This is a genomic window from Brevundimonas sp. LPMIX5 (assembly GCF_003576505.1).
In the GTDB taxonomy this organism is placed as follows: Bacteria; Pseudomonadota; Alphaproteobacteria; order Caulobacterales; family Caulobacteraceae; genus Brevundimonas; species Brevundimonas naejangsanensis.
Genome location: NZ_QWTZ01000014.1, coordinates 68,835 through 93,997, shown reverse-complemented (window position 1 = coordinate 93,997; position 25,163 = coordinate 68,835). Strand labels below are relative to the sequence as shown.

The following is a 25,163-nucleotide window of genomic DNA, read 5'->3' as shown; positions in this document are numbered from 1 at the left end:
CCTCCTTAGCGGACGATGATGCCGAGAGCCTTCAGCGCCGCGTTGGCCGTAGCCTTCGCAGCGTCGTTCGCCCCGTTCTGGTAGATGAGATGCGCGCCGTTCACTTCGGCATCGCGCACGACGATGGTCTTCTTGACCGTGCCGACAGCCGCCTCGAACAGGATGCCGGCGACCGTTTCAGCCCCAGTCGACGCGGCCGGGTCGTAGCGGACGAAGTTGCCGCCCGCGGTCAGCTTGCCGAGGATGGTGCCCGGAAGCAGGCCCGGCGCGGCGCCCGCAGCCACAGTGCCGACGTCACGCGAGCGGTACATGCCGTTGGCTTCCGACACGATGAAGTTGGCCGTGCCGCGGTTCTCGTTGAGTTGAGCCATGGCTTAGGCCCCCTTCTTGATCAGATCGACGCCGGCGCGATCGAAGACCGCGTCGTTCCAGGCGTCGTTGGCGTTGATGGAGTGGTCCTGCGACTGGATGGCGTGACGCACCGTGTCGTCCTTGGCGTCCACGATCTTCAGGTCCCAGGCGGCGTCGACGTAGGCCTCGGACTTGTCCTTCACCGTATCGCCCAGGACCGCGCGCTTGATCTCGGCGATGGACTTGCCGTCGGTGACGACCTTCGGATCCAGAGCCTTGGCCTTGGTGACGACGGCGGCGCGGTCAGCGACCAGCGCGTCCAGAGCGGCGTCCTCGACGACCTTCTTCTTGGTCTCTTCGAGTTCGACGTCCTTCTTGGCCAGTTCGGCGTCCTTGTCCGCGATGGCCTTGGCGTGGTTGGCGTTCGCGGTTTCGAGGGCCTTGGCGGACTGATCCAGCAGCCCCTTCAGCTTGTTGATCGCGGCCTCGCCCGCGTCCGTGGTCTCGACCGGGAGGCCGTCCACGATAATGGTCTTGAGCGTCATGCGACGGTCTCCATGGTGGCTGGGCGCTTTGGTGGAGCCGGTCTCGGGGGCGCCCTGGTCCCCGATGCGGCATTCCGATCCGGCCCGGCCTCGCGCCACGATGGCGAGGTGGTTGCCGCGGATGTCTGTTTGGATGGCGTCGTAGGCCTCGCCCTGGGGCGTCGTGCCGGCGTCGAAGACGATCTTGCTCTGGTAGCCGCAGGACAGTTCGCGCTTGCCCGCCTTCACGTCCTCAATGGCAGCCTGATCCATCACGACCATGGGGACGCGGATGAAATCGCCGTCGCGGGCGATCTCATTGCCCGTCATGCCGACGCTGTGCGCCTTCCAGTTGGTGGCGGAGACGGCCTCGGCGGGGTGATCGTTCGTCACCGGCCGATGGGCGAAGCTGGCCAGGGCGTCGGACGAGAAGACCTCGTTCTCAGGACGGAACACCCGCACGATGGCCTTGTCGCGGAACCCGGCCTTGTTCTCCGGATCCACTTCCTTGCCCGTGTAGAGCTGGATGCCGGTGCGGGCGATCTTGGCGTCAGCCACGAGGTATCCATCCCGCGTGAGCCGAGGCTCGCCGAGGGTTACGGCGTCGAAAAGTTGCATCGTGGCCCTCGTTTCGCTGTCCAAGCCTTGAAGCTTGGCGGAACTGCGTTCAGTGTGATCTCGGGAGGACGTTCAATGGCTAAAGAACCAAAAAAACCTGGTCACTCGGAGTCTATCGAGACCTTGGCCGGCAAGACCCTGCAGGATCCTAAAGCGAATGCTCGCGAGAAGAAGCTGGCAGCAGCGGTGCTGGCTCACTCCGACGGAAAGCCGAACAAACCCGCGCCCAAACCTGCTCCAAAGCCCGCCGCCAAGCCGAAGGCGAAGCCGAAGGCGAAGCCGAAGACGTAAGGCGCCGACGGCGGTAACCGACCCGAAGCCAAAATCAGAGACCGAGAAATGACCGAGACGCAGGGCTGGATCGTCATAATCTTGTTGGCGGTCATCGCGACAGCGCTCTATCCGCTGACAAAGCAAATCGAGCGCTTTATCCGCGTGGTCGTACATCAGCGAGAGCTACTCGTGCAGGCGCTCACCCACTTCGACGACGACAGCCTCCGCTTCGAGCTCAAAGTGTTTCTGGAGGAGGCGAACAAACCGGCGCATGAAGCAACCCGCCGCTCCCTCGAAGAGCGCGGCATCACTCTTCCTGACCGGTAAAGCGAAGCTAGGCGTCCTTGGCATCAATGCGGTTTAGCTGCTGGCGGTCGGCAGAAGGTAGGCTAACCGCGGCAGCTTCCCCGTCCCCGTCATCGTCCTGCTCCCCGAGCTTGCCGTACTCCTCGATGGCGGCTTCCAGACCGGCCAGCGAGCCATCCTCGACCAGCTCGTTGACCAGGGCGTCCGACAGCGCCTCGATGGGCATGAGCGGCTCTGACGTGCCGCCGTTGCCCGCGATGGTGCGCGCCGCGTCCGACTTGGTCTTGAAGATGTCGGCCTTGTCCTTCTCGGACAGTTGCCAGAGCGGGTTCCAGTCGTAGTGGATGGCCGGGTCGCGCGTGCCCGTGGCCGAGCGGATCAGGGCCTCGTCCAGTCGCGTCAGAGCCGGTCCCATCTCCAGCGTCTGCCCGGCGGCGATGCGGTCGTAGTAGTTGCGCAGATCGCTCTCGCCTGCGCTGTTCAGCCCGCCTGGCGACATGCCCATGAAGCGGGTCATCGGAATGTCTGCGGCACCCGCGGCGTGCTGGTCGTAGCGGTCGAGCAAGTCAGGCAGAGAGGCGAAGCTGACGGCCTTGCGGGCGTAGGTGTTCTTGGCGTCCAGAACGAGGGCGCGCAGGTTCGACTTGGCGTCCAGGTTCAGCTTCAGCAGATCGCGGACCTTGTCCTCACCGCCGGACATCTTGAGGATTTCGGCCAAACCCTCGATCGACACGACGTCGACGTTGGCCTCGAAGATCAGGCTGTTGATGTTGGCCGAGGCGCTCTCAGCCTGCTTCACCGCGGACATGACCGACACAAGCACGCTGTCGCCCCAGCCGAAGGCGCTGGAAGCAATGTCACGGTCAGGCAGTTCGGCGCCGTAGAAGGTCGTCAGCCGCGAAGGGTGGATGCGGGCCTGCCCCGTGGCGCCGCCCGCGACGGTGAACTCCTTCGGCATCCCGAAGAATTCGGACATCGGGTCCGTCTCGATGTCGCCCGGCACAAGCTGGCGCGGCGTGAACACCGTAAGGAACCGGATGCCGCCCTTCTTGACCCGCTCCAGGTCCAGCGGTTGGGAAGCATCATCCCCGAAGTCCGCATAAACGGCAGCGCCGCCGAACAGGCGAGCCTTCTTGCGCGCCTCCAGCACCTTGGCCTGAACGTTGAGACGCTTCTCCTCGGCCTCGATCAGTTCGATCTGGCCATCTGCAGCCTGCCATGCGCGCCATTCGCGGCAGCTATCCAGCGCCGGGATGTCCACGATCTTCCGGGCCATCCAGGAGCCGCGATAGGCGTTGACCAACTCCTGCGGGTCGATGGTCGGCTCGGCGTAGTAGGTCGACGCCGCCTTGTCGCGCTCCGTGCCGAGACCGGACAAGGCATTGGCGAGGCCGTCGCCGATGGTGATCACTTCACCCATGGGTCTGACCTCACACTAGCGCCGAGATATCGAGTACCGGGCGATCGACAATCCGCAATTCGGTCACGGCCCACACCAGCGCATCCATGCGGTTCGGCGAGTCGTCGCCTTGGTATCCGGCCGGGGTGGTCATCAGCATCTCAGCCTCCATCAGCGAGAACTGCTCGCGGTGCCTGATCCGCTTCTGATCGTAGAGAGCAGCTACCGGCTCGGCGCGGACCTGCTTGCCCCGACTGGCGGTCACCATCACGACACGAGTTCGGACGCCGCCAGCGCGCAGGGTGCTCTCCACCATGTCGCCGCCGAAGTTCTTCTCAGCCACCACGCAGTCGGCGCCCCAGCGATCCACAGCCTTCGCTACAGCGGTCGCCCAGGCCATCGGTGAGGTCGCCGGACAGGTCGCGTCTTCCAGGACAATCGCGCCGTCGCCATACTCAGCCGCCACGACAATCCCGACGTCATCGCCGCCACCGGAGGGGTCGACCCCCACGACCACGCGACCCCAGCTTCCTTCCGGGGCGTTGCGGCCCTCACGCCAGGCTTCGTCTAGCCCTTCGCGATTCCAGATCGCGCCCTGCACCGAGGGCATGTACGCGCCGAGCCAGATCCATGCCGCCCGAAGCTTGTCCTTCGCGAAGTCCAGCTCCATCAGCTCGCGCAGAGCGTCAGGGAAGTGAGGGTTCTGGTCGTAGTTGATCTTGCGGACGATGGCGCGCTTCGGCCTCACCGCGCCGCGAAAGAAGACGTCGATCGGATCAGTCTCGAGGCGTGGGTTCCAGATGGCCCACAGCTCGGAAATGGCGGTCCGCAGCACAGTGGGGATCAGCACGTCCAGCGACGCCTGCCGAACCTCCTGAGCCTCCTCAAGGATCGTCAGGCCCGCGCCTTCCAGCGACTTGATCCCTTCCGGCTTTCCGCCCTTCCAGAGGCCGATGAACATGATCTTCTGGCCGCCGAGGCCGACGAATGTCCCGTCCACCTCTCGGAAGTAGGTGCCCAGCAGGCCGAAGTGCTCCAGCCGAGAGCGGACCAGTTCGAGCGACGACTCCTTCAGGTTCGCCATCACCTCACGAAGGAAGATGACCCGGAGCCGGACGGTCGTGACCGTGTGAAAGATCGCGGCGTCAACGACCGACCAGGACTTGGCCGAACCCCGCCCCCCATGCGCAGCCCGAAAGCGATAGGAGCCCAGCGGCTTTTCGGTCAGGTACCGGAACGCCGGAATGGGTTCGTAGATCACTCGCCTGTCTCGTAGTCCTCCGGGCTGGCCGGGGCCTGGGTTTCAGCGGGGGTGACGTAGGTCACGGACAACCCGACGTGCTTGTGCTGGTGCTCGCCCTTCTCAACGACGAGGCCGTTCAGCTTCGCGGCGCCCATGAGGCTGGCGCGGGCGGCTTGCAGCATCGGTGCATCCCCGCTCTTCTCGGCCTTGGTCGCAATGGCCAGGAGCCGCTCAGTGATGCTGGCGACGGTGATTTCGGTACGGACGGCGGCGCGCTCTTGCAGTTCCGCGACACGCTCTTGCACCTTGTCATTACTTGTCAGGCGAGAGGCGTTGGGCTCGCTCGGTTTGTAGCCAGCGTCGGCGTACGCCTCGGCTTGGGTCATCCCTTTGGCCAGCGCCTGGGCGAACCGTTCGTGCCTGGGGTTGGAGAGAGCGGGCATATGGTGCAACCCTTGCTGCTCTGAGGGAGGCATTCGATGGACATCGCAACAGGACTGGCCGCGGCGACGGCCGCCTTGACCACGGTCAAGCAACTCGCCGAACTCGACAAAGCCCTTAGTCAGGCCGAGCTGAAGCTAAAGATGGCGTCGCTCTATTCGGACCTGGCCGATGTGCGCATGGCGCTGACCGATGCCAAGGAGACCATCGCTTCGCTTCAATCGTGGAGCACCGATGCCAGCGCATACGTCCTTACGGCTCCTGAACCGGGAGCCTACGTCTATGCTCCAGTCCAACCGTCTGAGACTATCCCCCCGCACTGGCTATGTGCACCGTGCTTCGAGCGGAAGACCAAGTCCTACCTTCAGTCCCAGGGGCATGTCGGGCCAAGGGGAGAGCGCTTGGAGAAGGCAACGTGGGGCTGCTCAACCTGCAAGGCTACGATCAAGGTATTCTACAGCCGCAAGCCCGCTTATCCGACCGCTTGATCTAGCCATCCCGTAGGGCCGAACATGGTCGGAGGGCAAAGAAAAAGGCCCGCCGGTTTCCCGTGGGCCATGTTTCCGGACGCGCGAAGCGACCTTGTCTTTTCGTACCCTGCTTCGACCGGTCGGGCAATGACTGCTCCTAACCGAAGTCCGCGCCCCTGAACCACGTCAGCGGCTTCTGGTGCGGTTCGAGCGGAACGGCGTCGTTCGCCACCTCCTTCGGCTTGGCCGTGGCGACGCCGCGGGCGTGGATGAGGTTGTCGCCCAGCGCCCGGATACGAGCCGTCTGTCCCTCGTCGGCCGTCTCCCCGGTTTCAGCCTGGACCGTGGCGCGCCAGTTCTTCGCCAGAGCGCGATCACCCGTCATCAGCGCAGTGAGAAGGCGAGCATCCGAGGGGCTTAGCCCTTGGAGGGTCTTCTTGACCCGCGTGGCGCCGTCGATGGCCTCCTGCGTGATGTTCTGTCCGGGCGCGCCATCGGACGTGGCGCGGATGTAGTCCGGCCTGCGTTCGCCGCCCGTCGCGCCGGCGGAGATGTGGATGTCCAACTCATGGGCGCGGAACGCTTCATAGGCCCGTTGCGAGAGCGAGGGCTTGCCCTTGGGGTAGCCCTCTGACGGCTTGCCATAGCGAGTGCGCAGGATCGTGAAGACGTCCCGACGCCACGCAGCCAGGATCACCCCGGACCGTTTGTCTGCGTTGACCTCAGCCCCTTGAGCTTTCAGACGAGCGATCTCGGCCCGGCGATCGCGCAACTGATCATTCGAGATGACCGGAGCCTCGGCCGTCTCGACGCTGGCGACTTTGCGGAGCGTGATCTTCTGTTTCCTCTTCCTGCTCATGTCGCTGTTCCTTCTAAAACGTGTTGCTGGTTGGAGAGAGCCTGAGCGGAAGGCATAGGACGACTAGCCCGGGCGTCAGTCGACGACCCGAGCTAGTCCCTATGCCTCCGCGATCTTGCTGGCCGGAGCCGAGCCGTCGCATTGGCCGATCCAGTGGAGTGACCATCCCCGGATCGTTGAGAGCTACTTGCGACACGTCATCGTCACCGTGCCGGGGATCGCGCTTCTCTCTTTCGGACTGCGCTTCGCCTGTGATCCCGCCCCGTGGTAGGCTTCCGGTGTCTGGCGCCACTGTCTTCAAACCGTCCGCCAGCCCGGCCCTGCGTTCCTCGAGAGCGCAGGGTCTCTCAATCATCCCATCGCCTCCCTGAGGCGCAGGGCGACGGCCCTCAGGCCCTCCCGCTGGTGCATGTCGTTGAAATCGTCACCGAGAGCCGGAGGCATGACCCATGTCCGGCCGGAGCGGCGCGCGTAGAACTCGCCGGCACCGAGCCCCTCGAGACTCTCCACCGGCTTGTCGTGGTCAGCAGCGATCCTCGAGCCAGCGATGGCTTCAGCCACCTGACCGACGTTGGATGCCGAGAAGGCCGAGAGGACCGTCGCAGAGACGCCTAGGAGGCGCAGCGCAGCCCGCACGGTCATCGCCGTGGCGATCCCCTCGCAGACCCATGTGTCGCGCCCTGTCGCGATCCTGTGTGAAGCGCCGGACATGACGCCCCTCAGGATGTTCTTCTTCGTGCCGTCCGGTGCAATGAACTGGAGCGTGGTGATCATCTTGCCGACGCGGCCGGGGATGATCAGGAGCGGTCCCTGGGCGTCGGGCAAAGCGTTGGCCAGCATTTCGCCGAGCCGTCCTGACGGGAAGAAATCTCGCGGGTCGTCGCAGACGAGGCCCCTCTCCTCAGGGAAACCTTTCGCCTTCAGGTAGGGATGCACGTCCGTCCGGCAGCCCCGCACTATGTCGACGCAGATGCGTTCGACCTGGCGACGCTCCGCCTCGCGCTCGGCTTCTCGGGCCCGCCGCTGGGCATCGATCTTGGGGTCGGCTGGGCGGTTGTCATTGGCGCCGTCGATGCGGAACTTCTGCCCCTGAGCCGTCTGGTAGTTGTAGACGAAACCGCCCTTCTGATCGTCATCGATCTTTACGGCTGCATCGTTCTTGCCGTTCTTCCCGAGCGAGTCCGTACGGGTCCATCGACCCGGCGAGCATCGACGTTTGGGAGGAGCAACCTTCACGGCGTCACAGGCCCGGCGCATCGCCTCGTCCAAGGAAAGAGCGATCATGCGGCCCTCCGCAGATTGCTCTGCTTGCGGAAGCGCTTCACCTCGCGCTCGATAAGCGCATAGGCATTCGGGTCGACAACGGCGGGGACCGCCATGTCGTACCAGCCAAAGGGCAGCTTCGCGCTTGGGTAGATGCCGCGCCAGGATCCGTAGGCCCATCGGCGGGCGTGATCTTCGCCCTTTCGCGTGGACTGCGCGCAGTAGTGGAGCGCAGCTTTCCAGACCTCTCGCGGGCTCTTCAGGCACTCTGCCCGAAGGCCGGCGCGCGCCTCGATCCCCAGCGTTGTGGGGTCGAACTCCTTCAGCTCGCCTTCCACGGCGTGGATATGCGAGCGGGCTGGTCGCTCCCACCCGCAGGACATGCAGGTGTTGCCGCTCAGGCCGCCCGAGCATTCCGGGCAGACGACCTTCTCTCGTATCTGAGGATCGCGCTCGCGGGCCATGCTGTCGCGCTTCTCAGCCTTATCCAGCTCGCCTGGGCCATTCTCCCAGACGTCGTACATGTCGAGGGCGAAGCGTTCGAAGTTGCCGCTATGGTCGAGCCACAGCGCCTTCTTCTCCTCGCCGGGGATCGTGCGCATGACGCGGCCGATCTCCTGCATGTGGCTGGACAGGCTCTTGCGGTAGGGCTTGCAGGAGACGCCGATCCGAACGTCAGGAACGTCAAAGCCTTTCGTCAGAACGCCGCAGGACACCAGGCCGTGAATGATGCTGTCCGGGCGCCGGAACTCCGCGATCTTTTCGGCGCGAGCGTCGTCGTCCTTGTCGAGGTAGCTGATCTGCTGGAAGTTGTATCCTGCTGCGGCAAACGCCGCGCAAAGTTCCCGCCCATGCTCGACGGTGGGGCTGAACACGATGGTCTTGGCAGGCCCGCCGAAGTGCTCCTGCGTCTTGACCTCCCACTCCTTGACCACATCACCGACAATCTTGATCCCGGCCGAGGCGGCGCTCTCGTCAGAAAACTCGCCGAAGCTGTTGCGGGTCAACTCGCTCTCATCGGGGCTTCGCGCGATGTAGATCTTGGGCTCGACCAGATAGCCCCCCGCGATGAGCTGGCGTGTGGGTATGACGTTGACCATCCCGTCCCAGTGGTTGCCCATGCCTTTGGTGAAGGGGGTCGCCGTCAGCCCGATCTTCACGGCGTCCGGATAGCGGGCCATCAGGTCGAGGGTGGACTGATACTGAGCGTGGCATTCATCCACGATGATCAGGTCGGGCTCCCGAGGAAGACCGCGGCGAGCCAGCGTCTGGGCAGAGCAAATCTGGACGTGCTCGCGCGGCGACCAGCGCCGATTAATCCCCTGGATGACGCCATGCTCGACGCCGTACTCGTCCATGACCTCAGACGTCTGATTCACCAGAGCGACACGGTCGACGATGAAGAGGGCATAGCTCCCCTTGCGGCTGGCCTCCTTTAGGAGATGAGCAGCGCAGATTGTCTTCCCTGCCCCGGTGCCGGCGCACAGGATCAGCCGCCGGATGTGTGCGCGGATGTTCTCTCGCAGCGACTCAATGGCGCCGTCCTGATAGGGGCGCAGAACGATCTCTTTGCTCTCGAAGAGGTTCAGCATGCCGCGACCTCCGCGTAGGCGGCGCGCTCGGCGTCGGCTCGCGAAAGCCCGCCGTCGAATTCCATAATGGCCGCGCGCTCTTCCCACAGGTCGAACAGCGGCCAGACCTCACGGCACACGTCGGCCCAGCGCGCGCGGACCCAGGCAACCGCCTCTTGGGTCAGGCGGCCGCGACGGAGAGCGAAACGCCACTCATGACGGACCACGTCGCCGCCGTTGGCGCGAATGCGAGCGAGGATGGAGGTCATGCTGGCACGACCTCCATTTCCTCCAGTTCCTTGACCCGGGCCTCGGCCTTCCTAAGGCGGTATTCCAGCCGCTTCACTTGGGCCATGTACTCGTTCATCCGGCCGGTAGCGGTGTCAGCCCGGCGCTGCGCATTGCCCAGGGCGCGCCCCAGATCAGCCGACGTGGCTTCCTTCAGCTTGGCCCTCAGGTCGTCCCGCTCGCGCGTAACCGCGTCGGCCTTCGCCTTGGCGTCGTCGAGGTCGGCTCGAAGTCCAATCACCTCATCGATCAGGCCGTCCGTGGTCAGCCGCGCCAGTTCGCGCCGCATCTTGGCGTCGGGGCCATCGGCGGCCGTCTCTTGCTCGATATTTGACGCAGGCGGGCCCTCCGCTTGGCCTGCGGATTCTACAGGTCCAGCCTCCGGAGTTTCAGGCGCGCGCGTAGCTTGATCGGCTTTTGACGATGCGCCGATGTTGGACGTCTGCATCGTCGCGGTGGAGCCGTGCTTCGTCGTGTAGGTGCGCTCATTCCTCACTGTGTCCGAACCACAGTGAGCCTTTCTCACGTCACCGACGAAACGGTTTCCAACCCCTACTTGACGAGCAATCTCTCGATCTGACCATGCCGACCACTCCGGATCGTTCAGCAGGGTCTGGACGGCGCGGCGCTTGTCGTCGTTCGTGCGGCGCAGGCCGTGCGAGGCGTTGGCCCCGACGCTGAACAGGATGGCGTCGCGCTGCGTCCCCTGCCGAATATCTGCCGGGGCGTCATAGACTTGGGCCAGCGCATAGGCCTCGTAGCGGTGGAAGCCGTCCGCGAGCCAGTAGGATACTCCGTCGAAATAGACGGTGATCGGCGGGAACGTGGCGCCGCGCCTGATGGCGTCGGCATATTCCGAGACGACCCCGCGATCGATGGCAGCGCGAGACTGCGTTCCACCGTTCACCCGGACATCGGCGATGTTGATCGTGCTCACGCCATGCCCTCCAGCTCGTCGGCCAAGGCGCGCAGGCTCTGTGCCGTCTCAAGCGGTTGGAGCCAACCGGCATAGAGCGCGGCTTGGCGGGTGAAGAGACGGGCGACTCTGATGCTGTCTTTGCGATCGGTCGCCAGACTGGCGATCTCGCCGGTGACGACGTCGGAGATGCGGGCGACCTGCTCGGATGGCGCGAGAGCTGCGCAACGCTGAGGGTTCAGGGGGATGATCTGGGCGCTCATGCTGCCACCTCGACCAGACGTGCGAGAATGGCAGAGCGGCCGGGCTCAGGGATGGCATACCCGGCGCGATCTCGGTCTCCGGCCGTGACGACGAGACCACCAAGACCGACATCGTCCATCGTCTCCCGAAGCAGGCAGATACGGGTCTTGATGACGTTTCGTGTGTCCGTGATGGCGCGATCCATCCACGGACGCGCCTCGGCCAAATGCTCGACGGTGACGGTCCGGCCGCCTGCGTCGAGTAAGGCGCACAGCGTCGCAGCCTTCATTCGGCTCCCGAGGAGCTGGAACGCAGCGACCTCCAGGCCCAATCGCTCCAACGGCGTCATGCTGCCCGCCCCTGCTTGATCAGGTTGCTGATGTAGGCCTTGTCCCGAAGGAAGATGCCCTCGAGCTGGATCAACGTCAGGCTCGGAAAAGCCGCCCGCACGGTGGCGACGCAGGCTCGCAAGGCGCGCATGTTGCTGACGCCCTCGCGCTGCCCATTGGCAGGGTTCGGGCGAAGCGCCTTTGGCGTGACGCCGTGCTGGCGGCAGACGGTTTCGATCAGGCTGCGAACGGGCGCGTCACAGGCGCCCAACGGCCAAGCGGGCGCGACGTCGTTCGCGGGCTTCGTTTGAAACAGCGCGCGGATTTCAATCTCTGACCGGCCGTAGCGGATGGCCAGGGCCTGCCACGGAGTCGGCCGGTCTTTGGCTCGGTGAGCTTCGATCTCGCGGATTTCCTCGTGGGTGAGCCCGCCCCGGCGACAGGTGGCGAAGACGCCTGCATTGCCTTGGGCCCCGGCGTTGGTGGTGCGGGTCATCCGATCACCTTGCCGTCGCGCACACGCACGTCGGTCCCCGGCTGGACGAACTTCGGGGAAAGGGCGGAATAGACCGACGACCCGACCCGGTACGTGACCAGATGCTGGCCGTCCCGGCGCAGGGTACAGGTCTGGACGTTGACGCGCTGGGTCATTGCGCCACTCCAGCATTGGGGCGACGGCGCAGGCTGGCGACGTCCATCTCTGCGCGCATCTGAGCATTCCGCGCTGCCCGCAGGTTGGCGCCAGCAATGCCCATGCGACGGGTGTCCTGGCGCTGATACGCCTCGTTCCACTCGTCTTTGCAGCGGAGGAAGTCGGCCTCAGCGACGGCGAGGCGATAGCGAGCCCTTAGGGTGCGAAAACCAAACATCAGCAGGCCTCCCGAAGGCGCGTGACGTTCGTGGCGACAGCGCGCAGTTCGCGGGCCTCGTGCTTCACGCGGTCGAGTCCGTCCATCAGGGCGTCGATGGCGGCCAGATCACCCGCCTGAATCGCCGAGGCGATGGGGAGGATGGCGGCCGCAGCCTGAACAACGTCGTGGGATTCCTTGATCGGACACGCAGTCGTGGCGACGGCGGGTGGCTCGATCTCCGCGGCGAAGGCTCCGAAGATCACCGACTGGCCGCAAGCGTCCTCCAGGGTCCACACCTGTTCCCACGTCGGGATATCGCGGGCGTGTTCGGGATTGGCGCTGCACAGTTGCGAAACGCGCTGGCGGCTGATGCCAAGGCGCGCCGCAGCCGCATCTTGTCGGCCGACCTTCACGACCAGCTTAGCGAAGAGGGCCTTGAGCCTAGCGTGGTCGAATGTTCTGTCTTCGTTCATTGCGCTTATCCAGCAGCTTGCAAGGTGACGCTTCCTCGGGCGGGGCCTATTCAGGCCGCATGCAGTGGAGGCTCGGGGTCGGAATCGTTGGCGGGTTGGGGAGGAGGTTCAGGCGACGGGCGCAGGACGCTCGGATGCAGCGTCTGCACGAGGACGCCGTGAACGATCTCCGCAATGCGGGCGTATTCGGCGTCGGTCATGAGGGTGCCCGCCGGAGGCTAGCGGGGGGACGGTGCCCCCGGCGGGCTGTCATCGCGTGGGAGGGACGCGATTTCGGAGAGGCGCGCATGGTCTACGCAGCCTCCGTCCGGGCGAGCAGGCTCAAGGCGAGAGCGGCTGCACACAGCAGATTGAACAGCGAAATGACCAGCCAGCGACGCTTGCGGGTCTGCAGGGCATTCCCGAAGCAACCGCCAGCGAGGAACGCATTGATCACGAGCAGCACGGCCGAGAGCATCTATGCAGCCTCCGATGCGGGAGACGTGTCGTTGGCAGGCGAAACCCAACGCGCCGGAGCAATGCCCAGCACTTGTTCAATTTTGACGGCCAGCCGGAGTGAAGGCGTCCGTTGGCCGTGGGCAATTTCGTGAGCGTAGCTTGTGCTAATTCCGACGCGATCTTTCAGCGCTTTGGCGAGCGTCGACTTTTCGCAAATCTCGGTCTGGGTCATGCGAGATATTTCGCACATAGCGAAAATCTTCGCAAGGTCGATTTCGCTATGTGCGTAGGGACGCCGCCCCGCATTCTATCGCAGACTGCGAATATGTCGGACGTTCAATGGTTTGCTCGGGATTGGCGCAAGGAGCGAGGCCGCACGCTCGAGAGCGTTGCGGAAGAACTTGGCACGTCGGTGGGCTATCTCAGCGACATGGAGAAGGGGAAGCGTCGCCATAATAGCGACTGGGCCGAACGCCTTGCCCGCGTCTATGCCATCACTGCACAGGACCTTTATCGGCATCCCGATCGCGCGGTCGCGGGTGTTACGACCGATTCTGTCCCAGTCGTTGGCTTAGTGGGCGCGGGGTCTGTCGCGACCCTGTTTGCTGAAGGCCAGGGACCGTTGGACTATGTCGAGCCGCCGCAAAACGCGACGCCACACACTGTCGCTCTCCACGTCAAAGGCACGAGCCTTGGTCCTGCTTGGGATGAGTCGATCATCTATTATGATGACGTCCGGTCGCCAGTTACGCCTGACCTTCACGGTCGTCTCTGCGTGGTCGGACTTCCTGATGGGCGGGTGCTTGTCAAAATATTGAAAGCCGCCGGTGATGGGACATTCCACCTTCTGTCGAACTCGCTCGAAGAACCGCTTCTGAATGAGGAAGTGCTTTGGGCGGCTAGAGTGAAAGCGGCCCACCCTCGTTGATTGACTTCCCTCCCGCCCCCTGAAAAGAACAGCGTCATATATGCTGCAAACTCGGGGGCGAGATGAGCGAAGAAAGACAGCGCGAGATCGCAGAGCTTGAGGCGCGCTTAGCAAAACTCAAAGAGCAGGGGGACCCACCCACTAAGGCCTCCGGACGCCAGTCGGCTCAGAAGTCTGATAACCGGGTCTTATTTGCCGTCGCAGTCGCTGTAGGTCTGATATGCGTCGTGGGGTTCGCAGTGTCTTCGCGTTCGCCCAGCTCCCTGAGCGCGGTGCCAGTCCCGTCCAGCGAAAACGCACCGGCATCCTCGCAAATGACGCCTGAAGAATGGGCCGAGATTGACAAGAGGCGCCAAGAGAATGAAGCGGCGCGTCTTGCGGCGATGACTCCTTGGACATACCGAGATGACGTAGATCCGATGACGGACAAGCTCACGCGCTGGGCCTGCACCACTTCAACGAACCGCGCACTCCTAGAGCGGCCCTATGAGCCGGTCACCGCTGATCTATGCTTGCGCCAATCGCCGCGTTACGGGCTAGACGCCATTGTGCAATTGAATGGATCGGGGCAAATTCTATGCCGGTCCTATGACGGCTGCACCCTCAAAATTCGCTTCGGCGATGGAGCTCAGCAGAGCTTCAGCGGAGCCTCGGCCGCCGATGGGTCGAGCAACGTCGTGTTCATCACGAATGCCTCTAGGTTCATCACCGCCACGAAGAATGCCCCGACGACCAAAATCCAGATGACCTTCTACCGGGCTGGAGACCAGGTTCTAGAGTTCAACACCCAAAAGCTGGAATGGCCGAGACCGGCCAACTGACGGGCGCTCAACATGCGAAAAAGAACTATCGCAGCCATCGGCGCCGCAGCCGTCATCGGCGGCGCCTTCGCGGCTAGCGCCATTCTCAGTCCGGAACCGACGGTCCCAGCTTCAACACAGGCAATGCATGAAGTGGGGCCCGGCTTCTTCGTTGTCGCGGTTCAGCCCAATGCCGATCCAGCAACGTTCGAGGATCTCGCCAGCCTGAAATGCCTGGACGTCGACAACTGCATGGTCGGGTTCTGGAAGCGGGGCGAGGAGCCCACGGCCCTCCCCTTCACCGAGGCGCAGATCAAGGCCCAGCTCTTTGCCTATGCGGTCAACCGCGAGACGGGGTTCCGGCGGGTGGCTTGGGATTGTGCGGCCTACCCGGCGACGCCCCGCAAGGACTGCATGGCTAAGGCTGGGTGAGAGAACCTGAAGATTGTTTGTAAGCGGGCGTTTGGACAGCGCAAAAACTAATCCGTGGGGAGGAAATGGAGTTCAACGCCAGTTCAACTGCGTACCCAATCACTAATGGCCGCACAGATGCGAGGACCTTCAGCGCCTTCGGTGAGATATATGCTCGCGCACAAAGCTCAAGCATCGGGCCCTATTCACTCGACTGCACCAACTTGATGTTTTGTAATAGCAATTTGGCAGCCGCCCTAATGGCGATCCATCGACAATTGGGCCAAACGGGACGCGGCCTGTCGTTTCTAAACTTGCGGCCACGAGTTAGTAGCATCTTGAACGATTCTGGGCTTTTCGGCGTCGCCACTCAAAGACCTCGACCCAGTGTTGTACCATTGACGCCCTTCAATCACAGCGAAGGCGACAGGTTCGACCTATATGTGCGCCGAGGTTTAGCCAACAAAGGCCTCCCGGACATGTCGCCGGGGCTGGAAAACGAGTTTTTTACCGGCATCCACGAGCTCTTCACGAACTTCGAAATTCACTCCCAGAGTTCCCTGGGAGCCTGGGCGGCGGGCCAGCTTTTTCCAGTGAATGGCCGCGTAGAAATGACTTTGGTGGATGCTGGAGTGGGAATCCCCTCTCGCATCATGCAGAGGGGCTTTGCGCAATCCCCACATGCCGCCATTGACTGGGCGATGACAGGTTCAAATACGACCCGAGAGCTAGATGTACCGGGCGGACTGGGCCTAAAGGTGCTAAGAGAGTTTATTAGATTGAATCAGGGAGAGTTGACGATCGCATCACACGGCGGGTTCTGGCGAGAAGCGGGCGGGCGAGTTGATATGCGCCCCTTAACGCATCCATTCCCGGGAACCGCAGTTACGGTTGTCGTTAATACGCAGGATAACCGCTCGTATCAGTTGGCGCGCGAAGTTAGGCCAGGAGACATCTTTTGATGAACCAGCCAGTTAGGGTCAGCATAACCGAGATCGTTGGAAGCAGCATATGCGTCTCGATTGATGATGGAAATAGGCTCCACGAGCAGATCATCGAGCACATTCACAAGCATCGGCCAGTAGCACTATCCTTCTACGGCGTTAACCGTCTTACAACCGCGTTTTTAAACGCCGCGGTGGGTCAGCTCTACAACGAGTTCACCGAAGATGAAGTGAGGGCGCGTCTCGCTCCGCCTCAGGACGCTTCCCCCGAGCAGCTAGCTCTACTGAAACGCGTGGTGGATAATGCCAAGCGGTTTTTCCAAGAGCGTCAACGGATCGCGGACGTCATGGGGACCGTTCGGGGAGATGGCTGATCGCTACTATCTGGCCGGCCCGAACAAGAATCTTCACAAGTGTTCGAACACTGCGTTCTTGTTTGACGCCAACGTCTGGCTCTCCATCAGCGGCCCGTACGAAGACCGGATTTCTCAAAGAGCTAGCGCTTATAGCAACTTCTACAAGCGCGTCCTCGCATCCGGTGGACGAGTGGTGCTTCCGAAGGTCGTCATCTCGGAGTTCGTCAACAAAGCCGTTCACATGCAGGCGATGGTGGCAAAATTTGAAAAGGCTCGTGGTGTGAAAATCCACGACGCTGCCGCATACGACGAGTGGATCAAAGAGGCATGCGATCTCACATTTCACATCGTCAACGACAATATTCGAGTTCCTGACGGTTTCGACAGCCTCGATATCTCAGCGTGCATCAATAGAGCCGAGGCTGGCGGGATCGAGTTCAACGATGTTTTGATTGCAGAGCTCTGTAGGAGAGACGGATACGTTCTAGTAACTGACGATGCAGACTACTCTGGATATGATATCGACATTGTCACGTTCAACCAACGCCTAGCCTGAAGTCCTCCACCAGGCGTGATTTTGCTCTCAGACTAGCTCTAGCTGCTGCTTCAGCACCTCAACAGCTTCCGCCGTCAGGTGGAACGGCATCTGATGCGAAATGCCCTCGATCAGGAACGAGATGACGACGCCGCCCATGTCGTCGCCCAGCAGGTCGAAGCCGTCGATCTCCAGGGCGGTGACGTTTCGCTCTTCCGATGTGCCGGGCGTCTGCTTAGTGGCGTAGGCTATAGCGAGACCGGCAAGGCCTGGGAGCTTCTCGCGCGGAATCGCCAGCGCGATCCGGCCAGCCTCTTTCGTCTCGAACCGGAATAGCCCCTGGTCTTCATCCACAGTTGGAGCGGCTGCGAGCGAAGTGACGATATGTGCGTCCATGAGCGGCAGACTAACACCAGCAGCGGAATTGGAAACGGCGGCCCCGGATGGAGCCGCCGTTCTTCGTTTGCGGTGCCTGAGATTAGACCGTGCACTGCTTCGTGCGCTGGGCCTCTTGGATGCCCTGGATCCGCGCACGGATAGCCTTGTCGGCATCGGACTTCGCCATGGCATTGCCGATGCCGTAGTCGCCCAGGAAGCCAGCAACCGAGCGCCAGTCGAAGTCGGCAGTCTCAGCCACTTGGGTCTGGATTTGGTTCGCGCGGATCAACTCAAGGCGCAGGTCGTTGCAGTCCATGGCTTCAGCCTCAGCCGACGACCATTGCGTGGCGATGGGATAGCGCTTCGTTGCGCAGGCAGACGTGACGGATGCGGCGACGACCAGCGCCGCCACGATGGCGATCTTCTTCATTCGGGATGCCCCAGAGATATGCGTCCAAGCCCCCTGCCCGGACATAACGCCGTCATATCACGTTGTTTTCATCCGTCTAGATAACGGAGGTCAGTAACGGGCGTTTTCCATCGATACCGATGGCTTCCCCACCCGGAACAGAACGCGTGCGAGAACAGATTTTCGCACATTGCGAAAATAATGCTTGACGACAAACTTCGCTATCTGCGAAATATCTCCCATCACCGGGAGACGAACGATGTCACTCAAGAATGAAATCACCCACGATCCGAAGGCGGCAGCTTGGTCAGCACTGAGCGCCTTTCGCGCCACCTTCCCCGCTCCGACCGCAGAGAACCGCGCGATCGAAGCGCGCTTGGAAGCCGACCTCACTGCCCTGCGCGAAGCGGATGGTTCGCTGTTCGATGATCGTGCCGACGAGTTGATCCGATGGGCGGACAAGAACGAGGCGCTGGCCGATCAATACCCGTCGGCCGCGAAGGACTATCGCCACACGGCGTCGCTCTTCCGTTCCGAGGCTGCTGAACTGCGCCGCAAGGCCATTGTGGTTCGGGCCGCCACCTTCGGGATGGCCGCGTGATGAACCGGGACGCCATCATCGCCGCAGAAGACCTCTGCATCGACATGGACGCTGATCTGGCTCGCGCCCGCTCTGCACTGTCGCTGTCGAACACGGTCAAGGCCGAGCGCCACGTCGCTGACGCTCTGACGGCCGCCAAGCGGATCATCGCCCTGCTGGAAGGCGCCCCGTCGCCCCAGCCCGCGATCCGCATCCCCGCCAACGATCCTTTCCGGGAGATTGCAGCGTGAACAAGCGCCAGCAAGGCAAGGCCGCTACGCGCGCCAAACTGATCGCCGCCGCCAGAAAGCTCTGGGCCGAGCCCGGCACGTATGAGCGCATGGGCATCCGGGAGATTTCGACCGAAGCCGGAATGTCGACCGGCGCGGTGTTCGCTAACTGGAAGAGCAAGGCTGACCTGTGGCGAGACGCTATGGGCTACGAGCCTCCGGTCGACTGCGCCGAGGTTCGCGCTGTCCTGCAGGCATCCGCAGCGACCCTCTACCCGAGGGCTGCTTGATGGGCGCCGTGATCCCCTTTCCCCGTCAGCCTCACGCGCAGTCGCTGATCAAGCACACGGCGACGCTCAACTGGCTGGACCGCCACGGCGCGGCGCATCGCGAGCGTCATGCGGCTTGGACCGCCCGTGAAGCCGCGCGCATGGCCTGGAACCGCGCCCGCTCCATGCGGGAAACCGGAGAGGCCCTGACCTTCCGCATCGATCACCGCTCGCAGGTGATCGGATGACCAACGCCCATCCCGAAGCCAGAGACGAGGCGAGCGCCAACAACGCCCCCTCGATGGCTCCCGCTCTCACTGAGGCGCACATGCCCCCGCTGACCATCGAACCCAACTACGGCCTGATCTGGGAAGGTGAACGCCCGCCCATCGCCAAGGCATACGTCGCCGCGCAGAAGGCCATGGACGCCATCAAGAAGGCGGCGCGCAACGATCACTTCCGGACCAAGTACGCCGATCTGGCCGAGGTGGTCGAAGCGGTTGTGCCCGCGCTCAACGAGCATGGCATCGGCGTCATCCAGAACGCGGTGAATGACGGAGACTGGGTATCGATCACCACGACCCTGCTCCACGAGAGCGGATCGTCTGTCAGCAGCACCCTGCGCCTGCGCCCCTCCAAAACCGACCCTCAGGGCGTTGGCTCGGCGATCACCTATGGCCGTCGCTACTCCCTGCTGGCGATGACTGGCGCCGCTCCCGAGGACGACGACGGCAACGCCGCCAGCGGCCCGCGTCAGGACCGCCGCGAGCCGACCGGTCCGTCAGCCGCCGCTCAATACGCGGCCGACCAGCTACGCCAAGCGCGGACGAAGGACGAGTTCACCCACTTCTGGAACAGCGAGAAGGAAGGTCTGCGGCAGTCGCTGAGCGACGGCGACTACGCGCACGTCGTCAAGGTCATGCAGTCCGAGGCCAAGCGCTTCGCACCGGCTGAGGCCGCCAATGCTTCGACGCCCTTCGACGAGAAGGACGCGGCCTGATGACCAAGATGTACGTCAACTCCAAGGGCCAGGACGTCGAGATCGCATCGATGGCCTATCCCCACCTGCGTTCGGCCCACGCGAAGTTGGTCCGAGAGCAGCGTGACGGCCTGCGCCAGGCGGAAATCGACGCCATGGCGGCCGAGATCGCCACACGGGACGAAGCGCATGCATCCGCACAAGCCGCCGAGGCGGAGGGCACAGCATGACGGCCGAGCTTATTCACCTCACGAACGCCACCCCCTTCGACCTCATCGCCGAGGACGCGGAGACCTGGCTGGAGGAAGCCCGCAACTGGGCTGACGGCCAGCCTGTCGAGAACCAGAAGCAGGCGGACACCGTCTCCATGATCATCGACGCTCTGCGGAAGTCCGCAGATGCGGCGGAGAAACAGCGCAAGGCCGAGGTCAAGCCGTTCGATGACGCCAAGGCCGCTGTGCAGGAGCGGTATGCGCCACTCTTTGCTCCGGCGACCAACAAGTCACCGGGCAAGGTGCAAAAGGCCGTAGCCGCGCTGAAGGCTGTACTCGCTCCCTACCTGCGTAAGTTGGAGGAGGAGAAGCGCGCCGCAGAGGCCCAGGCCCGTGAAGAGGCGGAACGCACCGCCCGCGAGGCTGCAGAAGCCCTGCGCGCCGCCAATGCCGCAGACCTCGCGGCTCGAGAAGCGGCTGAAGAGAAGGTTCGTCAGGCTGAGGCTGCGGACAAGGCGGCCAAGCTGGCGGCCAATGATCGCGCCCATGCCAACGGCGGCGAGCGCGCCATCGGCCTACGAACCAAGCACGTCGGGATGATCCTCGATCTGAACGAGGCCGTGAAGTTCTACTGGCGCCAGGACGACAAGCCGTTCCGCGAACTTATCCAGCGCCTGGTCGATGCCGATATCCGCGCCGGCCGTCGCGGCTCCGCCATCCCCGGCGTCGAGATCCGAGAGGAGAAGGTGCTTTGACCCGCCACCTCCTCAAGCTCACGCCTAGCCAGCGCGATACCGCCCATGCCTGGGTGGAGAAGGCTCTCCGTCTGTGGCAGCCCGGCGCAGCCTGGATGCTGGAGGTCCGCGAGGCCACACGCTCGGACGAACAGAACCGCGCCCTCTGGTCGCTGCTGGGGCAAATCCAGAAGGCTCGCCCCGTCCACAACGGCGTCCAGATGGATACCGAAACGTGGAAGTGCCTGTTCATGCATGCGCTCGGCCGCGAGGTCCGCTTCGTCCCGACGCTGGACGGCTCGTCCATGCTTCCGCTGGACCTGCGTTCCTCAAAACTGACCAAGCGCGAGTTCTCGGACCTGATTGAGCTGATCCTCGCCTGGTGCGCGGAGAACGGCATCGAGGTCGAGCACTTCGACGCGGCCAACGACGACTGTGTCTCTGCAGATCGCGAGGCAGCATGACCGTCTTCACCTACGAAGAGCGTCACGTTATCGCCGCCGCCGCGAAGCTCCGGCGCGAAGCTAGAAAAGCTGCCACCAAGGCCCGCGCGAAAAGCCCGAAGGCAGACCGTGGCCGCGAGCGCGACAACGGCTTCCTCCAGTATATCCGGCGCCAGCCCTGCGAAGCCCGTCACCTCGGCGGCTGCTTCGGGCCAGTTCAGCATGCCCACGTCAGCTATCGGGTGCACGGCATCGCGAACAGCTTTGGCCGCGGCGTGAAGAACCACGACCGCCACGGCAACCCGCTCTGCGCCGGTCACCACAAGATGCAGCACGACATGGGCGACGAGCGCGCCTTTTGGTCCCTGCTCGGCAAGGACGCCTACGCAACCGCCGCCGCTCACTACGCGGCCTATCAGAAGGCCCACGACCATGGCTGAAGTCATCACTATCGCCCGCCGCTGGTTCTCCAGCCTCCCTCCGCTCCAGATCGAAATCGAGTGCGCTGCTGAACTGGCGCCCGGCGTGAAGCTGGGGATGGCGGTAAAGGCAGCATTCGCCAGCGGTACCGTCCTGCGCGGTGCCGACCTGCGCGGTGCCGACCTGAGCGATGCCGACCTGCGCGGTGCCGACCTGAGCGGTGCCGTCCTGAGCGGTGCCGTCCTGCCGAAAGCAGTTCAGGCCATGCGGCCAGCCGACGAGGCCGAGCAGCGCCAGCGCATTGCTGCCGTCGCCGCGCTAGCACTCAAGGACGACGACGCCCTGAACATGGGCGACTGGCACACCTGCGAGACGACCCACTGCATCGCAGGCTGGGCGGTCCATCAGGCGGGACCGGCTGGCTACCTGCTGGAGGAAATGATGGGGCCTCACGCGGCTGGAGCGATCCTGCTGGGCGACGAGGCGGCCAAGCACTTCTATGACAGCGGCGATCAGGCCCGCGCGTGGCTTGAGACGTTCCTGCCCGATCCGGTTCAGCCGGAGGCTCCCTATGCCTGAATCAACCAAGAGCCCGGCAGAGGTGCTGGAGGCTGATCGATCACCGGTCGAGCAAGGCCTGATCTACCTGATCGGACGCGACATTGACCGCTCTATCGCCAATCTCGGCTACCCGGTCGGAATGGGCATCGGCGTCGGCCCTGAACTCGCCGAGCGAGCGGCCTCGCGCATACTCGACAAGCTGACCGACAAGGCTCTGCGTGACCTGTTGGAAGTCCGCCAAGTCTCCATCCGTGGGGGTGAGGCATGACGCTATACAACATGCTTTTTGGCGTTGATGCCGACTACAAGGCGGTGCTCAGCGCTCTCGGCCTGAATATTGGCGATGTGCCGCGCTTCCGCGATGCCTACGTTGATAGGGAAAATAACCGGCTCGTCATTTACACCCGAACAGGAGGCGGCAATCGAGATTACTACGAGAGCGCAGATTCCTGCAGGGATCACTATCCGGAACACTTCGGAGGTGAAAACCAGCCGACGGGGCCGTGGAATAGCGACCTGAGGAAGGTTTCTGGCTTCCTATACGACGAAGACGACGATTTCGACTGCACTTACGCGTCGTTTTACTACGCCATACCAGCCGCTGCCGAGAAGAATGGGGCCGAGGCATGAGCGGGGTGAAGCATACGCCGGGGCCTTGGGTCGCCGAACGCTCTGTTGAAGAGTGGGGCGTCAGCGTCATCGCCAGCAACGAAACAGGCCACATCAGCAACCCGACAAGGGGGCAGGTCTGTCATGTCAGCGTTGTCGCTGGGGCATCGGGTGATGATCCTGAACTTGCCGTAGCAAATGCCCGCCTGATAGCCTCCGCGCCTGATCTGCTGGAGGCGCTGATTGCGCTTGTTGACCGCGATCTGACTTACCACGGCCCCTGCATCGTCATCCCTGCCAAGAATCACGGCGACGCCATTTCCATCGTTCGCCGCGCCAGGAATGCCATCGCCCGCGCCCGTGGTGAGCAGTCCCCTGATCCTTCCGACACTGGAGCGCAGCCGTGAAGAACAAGCTCTCTGACCTAAACAACCACCTGTTCGCCCAGCTGGAGCGGCTTGGCGAGGAAGACTTGACCGCCGAGCAGATCGACAAAGAGGTCGAGCGCTCCAAGGCCATCATCGGCGTTGCGGCGCAGATCGTCAGCGCGCAAAACCTGAACCTGAAGGCGGTCGAACTGATCGCCGAGCATGGCGAGCGCTTCCACGACAAGCTGACGATGATCGAGGCTCCGCGATGAGGGGCGCCAGGATCATCTACAGCGAAGCCGAAATGGCGTGGCTGGAAGCCAACCGGGCGATGGTCATCAGCGACTATCACCGGGCGTTCCAAGCCGCCTTCTCCCGACCGGACGTGTCGGCCATGAACCTGCATGGTCTGCGCAAGCGCAAGGGCTGGAAAACCGGGCGAGAGGGCGACCGCTACAAGGGCCGTCATCGCAAGTTCACCCCGGCGGAAATGGCATGGCTTGAAGCCAATCGCCTGCTCCCGATCTCGGACTATCACCGCGCCTTCATCGCAGAGTTCCCGCGCGAAGACGTCAACCCGAAGAATCTCCACGGCCTCCGTAAGCGGATGGGCTGGAAGACGGGCCGCACCGGGCAGTTCGAGAGGGGACAGGCGCCCGCGAACAAGGGCAAGCGCTGCCCTGAAGGCGTCGGCGGCCGCCACCCGAACGCGCGCCGCACACAGTTCAAGAAGGGCCAGGAGCCGCACAACACCAAGCACCTGGGACATGAGCGCCTGTCGAAGGACGGCTATGTCGAGATCAGCGTCGCCGAGGTGAACCCGCACACCGGCTACGGGCGCCGCTACGTCCACAAGCACGTCCATCTATGGGAGGCCGCGAACGGGCCGGTCCCTGAGGGCTGCTGCCTAAAGAGCCTGGACGGCGACAAGACGAATACGGACCCGTCCAACTGGACCGCCATTCCGCGCGGCGTCCTGCCCCGCCTGAACGGCGGACGGGCCACGCGGGTCATGGCTTACGACAGCGCGCCGGACGACCTGAAGCCCGCCCTACTCACCATCGCCAAGATCGATCACCGCGCCCGCGAACTGCGGCGCCAGCGGAAGGATGCAGCATGACCACCTCTCGCGTTACCGTGCCGGTTCGTGGCCCAGGCCATTGTGAAGATGACGCCGCTTGGGCTGAGTTCGTTCGCCAGTATGACGGCCAGCCGCGCTCCCGTCCCGATCTGACCGATTTTGCTTTGGCGAACCGGGTGTTCATGGCGGACCGGAATGACCTCGATCTGATCGTTTGGCAGACCGCCGCGAAAGAGCGCATCCGCTGGCTTTCGATTGAACTCGCCAAGGCCCAGTCCGCCATGCTCTCCGCAGCCCCCGCGCCGGAAGGCGAGGCGGTGAAGGGGCCGTGGTCGTGGCTGACCGCATACGTTGAAGGCGACGGCGATCCGGCTGACCGCGAATACAACTGCGACGACATGGTTGCCGCTTGGCGTGCGGGATACACCGCCCTCGCCACCCGCGAGGAAGCCCCTGCAGAGGCGGGGGAGCGGGAAACGCTGCGGGTCCTGCTCGACAATCTGGTGATCGCTCAAAGCTTGTCGAAAGAGTTGCGCCAGCGCGCCACAGACGAGGCGAGATCATACCTCTATGCTCTCCGCGCCCAGCCGCCAGCCCGCGAGGATGCGCGGCCGGTGGCTTGGGATCATGAGGGACTGGCGAAAACCCTTTGCGAAATGGACGCCGCACACGGCGGCGCCACTTGGTCGCGGCGCACGGCTGAACAGAAGGCGCATTACCGCGCCTTGGCCCGAACCATTGTAGAACGCCACACCCATCCCGCCCCCGACGCGCTGCGGGTCAGGGAAGCGCTGTCGGCCTTGGTCATAGCGGACGATCATCGCCCGCGCGGCCTCGGCACCCCCTCCGACTGGATCAGGAACAGCTACGCCCCGGCAATCGCGTTGGCCCGCAAAGCCCTCGCCGCCCTGCAAGCCGAACAGAAAGGCGGTGCGTGATGGCGGGGCCTTGGATTTGCGAACGAGACGACGGGGATGGGGCCTATGTGTATTACGACGAGAGCCCGGATGAGACTGCGCCGGAGGGGCATCCTACCGAACTCGACGCTTGGGAATATGCG

46 protein-coding genes and 1 pseudogene are annotated in these 25,163 nt (G+C 63.5%); 26 read left to right on the top strand and 21 right to left on the bottom strand.

The window, feature by feature from the left end; all coding sequences use genetic code 11:
* Nucleotides 1–5: 5 nt before the first annotated feature.
* Together D1604_RS12715 and D1604_RS12710 are read right to left on the bottom strand one after the other, a co-directional pair.
* Nucleotides 6–371: a head decoration protein gene (locus tag D1604_RS12715; protein WP_119413593.1), complete on the bottom strand. Its 366-nt coding sequence runs from the start codon at nt 369–371 to the stop codon at nt 6–8.
* A 3-nt stretch (nt 372–374) separates the two neighbouring features.
* Nucleotides 375–1,493: a DUF2213 domain-containing protein gene (locus D1604_RS12710; RefSeq protein ID WP_119413592.1), complete on the bottom strand. Its 1,119-nt coding sequence runs from the start codon at nt 1,491–1,493 to the stop codon at nt 375–377.
* A 75-nt stretch (nt 1,494–1,568) separates the two neighbouring features.
* Here D1604_RS12710 and D1604_RS15665 point away from each other — a divergent pair, with 75 nt between their 5' ends.
* A complete protein-coding gene (locus tag D1604_RS15665) occupies nt 1,569–1,784 on the top strand; it encodes a hypothetical protein (protein ID WP_147399920.1) in 216 nt (71 codons plus the stop codon).
* Between the two features lie 48 nt (nt 1,785–1,832).
* Nucleotides 1,833–2,093, top strand: coding sequence for a hypothetical protein (locus D1604_RS12705; RefSeq protein ID WP_119413591.1), 261 nt, complete (start codon nt 1,833–1,835; stop codon nt 2,091–2,093).
* A gap of 7 nt (nt 2,094–2,100) precedes the next feature.
* Here the strand turns inward: D1604_RS12705 and D1604_RS12700 are convergent, their stop codons facing one another.
* Genes D1604_RS12700 through D1604_RS12690 form a run of 3 tightly spaced genes read right to left on the bottom strand, consistent with a single transcriptional unit; the run spans nt 2,101 to nt 5,157 of the window.
* Nucleotides 2,101–3,492, bottom strand: coding sequence for a DUF1073 domain-containing protein (locus D1604_RS12700; protein WP_119413590.1), 1,392 nt, complete (start codon nt 3,490–3,492; stop codon nt 2,101–2,103).
* A gap of 10 nt (nt 3,493–3,502) precedes the next feature.
* On the bottom strand, nt 3,503–4,732 hold the full coding sequence (locus D1604_RS12695) for a phage terminase large subunit (protein WP_119413589.1): 1,230 nt from the start codon (nt 4,730–4,732) through the stop codon (nt 3,503–3,505).
* Complete coding sequence (locus tag D1604_RS12690) at nt 4,729–5,157, bottom strand: terminase small subunit (protein WP_119413588.1); 429 nt, start codon at nt 5,155–5,157, stop codon at nt 4,729–4,731. Before D1604_RS12690 ends, D1604_RS12695 begins: the two co-directional genes overlap by 4 nt.
* Nucleotides 5,158–5,193: 36 nt before the next feature.
* On the opposite strand from D1604_RS12690, the gene D1604_RS12685 reads away from it, so the two are divergent.
* Nucleotides 5,194–5,643 (top strand): hypothetical protein, encoded by a 450-nt coding sequence (locus D1604_RS12685; RefSeq protein ID WP_119413587.1) that lies wholly within the window; start codon nt 5,194–5,196, stop codon nt 5,641–5,643.
* 139 nt (nt 5,644–5,782) lie between these two features.
* On the opposite strand, the gene D1604_RS12680 is transcribed toward D1604_RS12685, so the two are convergent.
* From D1604_RS12680 to D1604_RS12630, 14 genes are all read right to left on the bottom strand, one after another.
* Entirely contained in the window at nt 5,783–6,484 is a 702-nt protein-coding gene (locus tag D1604_RS12680) for a hypothetical protein (protein WP_119413586.1), read from the bottom strand.
* Between the two features lie 351 nt (nt 6,485–6,835).
* The gene (locus D1604_RS12675) at nt 6,836–7,768 is read right to left on the bottom strand and encodes a toprim domain-containing protein (RefSeq protein WP_119413585.1); all 933 of its coding nucleotides are present in this window, start codon (nt 7,766–7,768) and stop codon (nt 6,836–6,838) included.
* Nucleotides 7,765–9,339 carry a DEAD/DEAH box helicase gene (locus tag D1604_RS12670; protein WP_119413584.1) on the bottom strand — a complete coding sequence of 525 codons (1,575 nt, stop codon included), beginning with the start codon at nt 9,337–9,339 and terminating at the stop codon, nt 7,765–7,767. Before D1604_RS12670 ends, D1604_RS12675 begins: the two co-directional genes overlap by 4 nt.
* Nucleotides 9,333–9,587 carry a hypothetical protein gene (locus tag D1604_RS12665; protein ID WP_119413583.1) on the bottom strand — a complete coding sequence of 85 codons (255 nt, stop codon included), beginning with the start codon at nt 9,585–9,587 and terminating at the stop codon, nt 9,333–9,335. The genes D1604_RS12670 and D1604_RS12665 overlap by 7 nt, the downstream gene beginning before the upstream one ends.
* Nucleotides 9,584–10,543, bottom strand: coding sequence for a ParB N-terminal domain-containing protein (locus D1604_RS12660; RefSeq protein ID WP_199683783.1), 960 nt, complete (start codon nt 10,541–10,543; stop codon nt 9,584–9,586). Before D1604_RS12660 ends, D1604_RS12665 begins: the two co-directional genes overlap by 4 nt.
* Nucleotides 10,540–10,785 (bottom strand): hypothetical protein, encoded by a 246-nt coding sequence (locus D1604_RS12655; RefSeq protein WP_087139076.1) that lies wholly within the window; start codon nt 10,783–10,785, stop codon nt 10,540–10,542. Before D1604_RS12655 ends, D1604_RS12660 begins: the two co-directional genes overlap by 4 nt.
* Nucleotides 10,782–11,114 (bottom strand): hypothetical protein, encoded by a 333-nt coding sequence (locus tag D1604_RS12650; RefSeq protein ID WP_119413582.1) that lies wholly within the window; start codon nt 11,112–11,114, stop codon nt 10,782–10,784. Before D1604_RS12650 ends, D1604_RS12655 begins: the two co-directional genes overlap by 4 nt.
* A complete protein-coding gene (locus tag D1604_RS12645) occupies nt 11,111–11,590 on the bottom strand; it encodes a hypothetical protein (protein WP_119413581.1) in 480 nt (159 codons plus the stop codon). Before D1604_RS12645 ends, D1604_RS12650 begins: the two co-directional genes overlap by 4 nt.
* Entirely contained in the window at nt 11,587–11,745 is a 159-nt protein-coding gene (locus tag D1604_RS15750) for a hypothetical protein (protein WP_158584938.1), read from the bottom strand. Before D1604_RS15750 ends, D1604_RS12645 begins: the two co-directional genes overlap by 4 nt.
* Nucleotides 11,742–11,963 carry a hypothetical protein gene (locus D1604_RS12640; RefSeq protein WP_119413580.1) on the bottom strand — a complete coding sequence of 74 codons (222 nt, stop codon included), beginning with the start codon at nt 11,961–11,963 and terminating at the stop codon, nt 11,742–11,744. The genes D1604_RS15750 and D1604_RS12640 overlap by 4 nt, the downstream gene beginning before the upstream one ends.
* On the bottom strand, nt 11,963–12,418 hold the full coding sequence (locus D1604_RS12635) for a hypothetical protein (protein ID WP_119413579.1): 456 nt from the start codon (nt 12,416–12,418) through the stop codon (nt 11,963–11,965). The genes D1604_RS12640 and D1604_RS12635 overlap by 1 nt, the downstream gene beginning before the upstream one ends.
* A gap of 50 nt (nt 12,419–12,468) precedes the next feature.
* Nucleotides 12,469–12,618 carry a hypothetical protein gene (locus D1604_RS15745; protein ID WP_158584937.1) on the bottom strand — a complete coding sequence of 50 codons (150 nt, stop codon included), beginning with the start codon at nt 12,616–12,618 and terminating at the stop codon, nt 12,469–12,471.
* A 92-nt stretch (nt 12,619–12,710) separates the two neighbouring features.
* Nucleotides 12,711–12,875, bottom strand: coding sequence for a hypothetical protein (locus tag D1604_RS15740; protein ID WP_158584936.1), 165 nt, complete (start codon nt 12,873–12,875; stop codon nt 12,711–12,713).
* Nucleotides 12,876–13,088 carry a helix-turn-helix domain-containing protein gene (locus D1604_RS12630; protein WP_158584935.1) on the bottom strand — a complete coding sequence of 71 codons (213 nt, stop codon included), beginning with the start codon at nt 13,086–13,088 and terminating at the stop codon, nt 12,876–12,878. It lies immediately after the preceding gene.
* Nucleotides 13,089–13,181: 93 nt separating this feature from the next.
* Between D1604_RS12630 and D1604_RS12625 the strand changes: the two genes are divergently transcribed.
* From D1604_RS12625 to D1604_RS12600, 7 genes and pseudogenes are all read left to right on the top strand, one after another.
* Nucleotides 13,182–13,784, top strand: a complete 603-nt coding sequence (locus D1604_RS12625; RefSeq protein ID WP_158584934.1) for an XRE family transcriptional regulator — start codon at nt 13,182–13,184, stop codon at nt 13,782–13,784.
* Between the two features lie 314 nt (nt 13,785–14,098).
* Nucleotides 14,099–14,605, top strand: coding sequence for a hypothetical protein (locus D1604_RS12620; RefSeq protein ID WP_119413576.1), 507 nt, complete (start codon nt 14,099–14,101; stop codon nt 14,603–14,605).
* Nucleotides 14,606–14,617: 12 nt separating this feature from the next.
* On the top strand, nt 14,618–15,016 hold the full coding sequence (locus tag D1604_RS12615) for a hypothetical protein (protein ID WP_147399919.1): 399 nt from the start codon (nt 14,618–14,620) through the stop codon (nt 15,014–15,016).
* 65 nt (nt 15,017–15,081) lie between these two features.
* Nucleotides 15,082–15,339: pseudogene (locus D1604_RS16095) on the top strand (STAS domain-containing protein); the annotation flags it as partial.
* 135 nt (nt 15,340–15,474) lie between these two features.
* The gene (locus D1604_RS15950) at nt 15,475–15,957 is read left to right on the top strand and encodes a hypothetical protein (RefSeq protein ID WP_233552084.1); all 483 of its coding nucleotides are present in this window, start codon (nt 15,475–15,477) and stop codon (nt 15,955–15,957) included.
* Complete coding sequence (locus D1604_RS12605; RefSeq protein WP_119413573.1) at nt 15,957–16,313, top strand: STAS-like domain-containing protein; 357 nt, start codon at nt 15,957–15,959, stop codon at nt 16,311–16,313. Before D1604_RS15950 ends, D1604_RS12605 begins: the two co-directional genes overlap by 1 nt.
* Entirely contained in the window at nt 16,306–16,851 is a 546-nt protein-coding gene (locus D1604_RS12600; protein ID WP_158584933.1) for a PIN domain-containing protein, read from the top strand. Before D1604_RS12605 ends, D1604_RS12600 begins: the two co-directional genes overlap by 8 nt.
* Before the next feature lie 27 nt (nt 16,852–16,878).
* On the opposite strand, the gene D1604_RS12595 is transcribed toward D1604_RS12600, so the two are convergent.
* Both D1604_RS12595 and D1604_RS12590 read right to left on the bottom strand, forming a co-directional pair.
* Nucleotides 16,879–17,226 (bottom strand): hypothetical protein, encoded by a 348-nt coding sequence (locus D1604_RS12595; RefSeq protein ID WP_147399918.1) that lies wholly within the window; start codon nt 17,224–17,226, stop codon nt 16,879–16,881.
* 82 nt (nt 17,227–17,308) lie between these two features.
* The gene (locus tag D1604_RS12590) at nt 17,309–17,638 is read right to left on the bottom strand and encodes a hypothetical protein (protein WP_119413570.1); all 330 of its coding nucleotides are present in this window, start codon (nt 17,636–17,638) and stop codon (nt 17,309–17,311) included.
* A 238-nt stretch (nt 17,639–17,876) separates the two neighbouring features.
* Between D1604_RS12590 and D1604_RS12585 the strand changes: the two genes are divergently transcribed.
* From D1604_RS12585 to D1604_RS12510, 16 genes are read left to right on the top strand one after another with little or no spacing between them, the layout of a single operon-like run.
* The gene (locus tag D1604_RS12585) at nt 17,877–18,218 is read left to right on the top strand and encodes a hypothetical protein (RefSeq protein WP_119413569.1); all 342 of its coding nucleotides are present in this window, start codon (nt 17,877–17,879) and stop codon (nt 18,216–18,218) included.
* Nucleotides 18,218–18,448 carry a hypothetical protein gene (locus D1604_RS12580; RefSeq protein ID WP_119413568.1) on the top strand — a complete coding sequence of 77 codons (231 nt, stop codon included), beginning with the start codon at nt 18,218–18,220 and terminating at the stop codon, nt 18,446–18,448. The genes D1604_RS12585 and D1604_RS12580 overlap by 1 nt, the downstream gene beginning before the upstream one ends.
* A complete protein-coding gene (locus D1604_RS12575) occupies nt 18,445–18,717 on the top strand; it encodes a TetR/AcrR family transcriptional regulator (protein ID WP_119413567.1) in 273 nt (90 codons plus the stop codon). The genes D1604_RS12580 and D1604_RS12575 overlap by 4 nt, the downstream gene beginning before the upstream one ends.
* A gap of 8 nt (nt 18,718–18,725) precedes the next feature.
* Nucleotides 18,726–18,944: a hypothetical protein gene (locus tag D1604_RS12570; protein WP_147399916.1), complete on the top strand. Its 219-nt coding sequence runs from the start codon at nt 18,726–18,728 to the stop codon at nt 18,942–18,944.
* Nucleotides 18,941–19,696, top strand: coding sequence for an ERF family protein (locus D1604_RS12565; protein WP_119413565.1), 756 nt, complete (start codon nt 18,941–18,943; stop codon nt 19,694–19,696). Before D1604_RS12570 ends, D1604_RS12565 begins: the two co-directional genes overlap by 4 nt.
* A complete protein-coding gene (locus tag D1604_RS12560) occupies nt 19,696–19,905 on the top strand; it encodes a hypothetical protein (protein ID WP_119413564.1) in 210 nt (69 codons plus the stop codon). Before D1604_RS12565 ends, D1604_RS12560 begins: the two co-directional genes overlap by 1 nt.
* A complete protein-coding gene (locus tag D1604_RS12555) occupies nt 19,902–20,642 on the top strand; it encodes a hypothetical protein (RefSeq protein WP_119413563.1) in 741 nt (246 codons plus the stop codon). Before D1604_RS12560 ends, D1604_RS12555 begins: the two co-directional genes overlap by 4 nt.
* Nucleotides 20,639–21,085: a recombination protein NinB gene (locus D1604_RS12550; protein WP_147399915.1), complete on the top strand. Its 447-nt coding sequence runs from the start codon at nt 20,639–20,641 to the stop codon at nt 21,083–21,085. Before D1604_RS12555 ends, D1604_RS12550 begins: the two co-directional genes overlap by 4 nt.
* Nucleotides 21,082–21,504 carry a hypothetical protein gene (locus D1604_RS12545; RefSeq protein ID WP_119413561.1) on the top strand — a complete coding sequence of 141 codons (423 nt, stop codon included), beginning with the start codon at nt 21,082–21,084 and terminating at the stop codon, nt 21,502–21,504. Before D1604_RS12550 ends, D1604_RS12545 begins: the two co-directional genes overlap by 4 nt.
* Nucleotides 21,497–22,063 carry a pentapeptide repeat-containing protein gene (locus D1604_RS16060; RefSeq protein ID WP_199683781.1) on the top strand — a complete coding sequence of 189 codons (567 nt, stop codon included), beginning with the start codon at nt 21,497–21,499 and terminating at the stop codon, nt 22,061–22,063. Before D1604_RS12545 ends, D1604_RS16060 begins: the two co-directional genes overlap by 8 nt.
* Nucleotides 22,056–22,313: a hypothetical protein gene (locus tag D1604_RS12535; RefSeq protein ID WP_119413560.1), complete on the top strand. Its 258-nt coding sequence runs from the start codon at nt 22,056–22,058 to the stop codon at nt 22,311–22,313. The genes D1604_RS16060 and D1604_RS12535 overlap by 8 nt, the downstream gene beginning before the upstream one ends.
* Entirely contained in the window at nt 22,310–22,675 is a 366-nt protein-coding gene (locus tag D1604_RS12530; RefSeq protein ID WP_119413559.1) for a hypothetical protein, read from the top strand. Before D1604_RS12535 ends, D1604_RS12530 begins: the two co-directional genes overlap by 4 nt.
* Nucleotides 22,672–23,061: a hypothetical protein gene (locus tag D1604_RS12525; protein WP_119413558.1), complete on the top strand. Its 390-nt coding sequence runs from the start codon at nt 22,672–22,674 to the stop codon at nt 23,059–23,061. The genes D1604_RS12530 and D1604_RS12525 overlap by 4 nt, the downstream gene beginning before the upstream one ends.
* Nucleotides 23,058–23,294, top strand: coding sequence for a hypothetical protein (locus D1604_RS12520; protein ID WP_119413557.1), 237 nt, complete (start codon nt 23,058–23,060; stop codon nt 23,292–23,294). Before D1604_RS12525 ends, D1604_RS12520 begins: the two co-directional genes overlap by 4 nt.
* Entirely contained in the window at nt 23,291–24,142 is an 852-nt protein-coding gene (locus D1604_RS12515) for an HNH endonuclease (protein ID WP_199683779.1), read from the top strand. The genes D1604_RS12520 and D1604_RS12515 overlap by 4 nt, the downstream gene beginning before the upstream one ends.
* Complete coding sequence (locus D1604_RS12510; RefSeq protein ID WP_119413556.1) at nt 24,139–25,041, top strand: hypothetical protein; 903 nt, start codon at nt 24,139–24,141, stop codon at nt 25,039–25,041. Before D1604_RS12515 ends, D1604_RS12510 begins: the two co-directional genes overlap by 4 nt.
* The last annotated feature ends 122 nt before the right edge of the window (nt 25,042–25,163 follow it).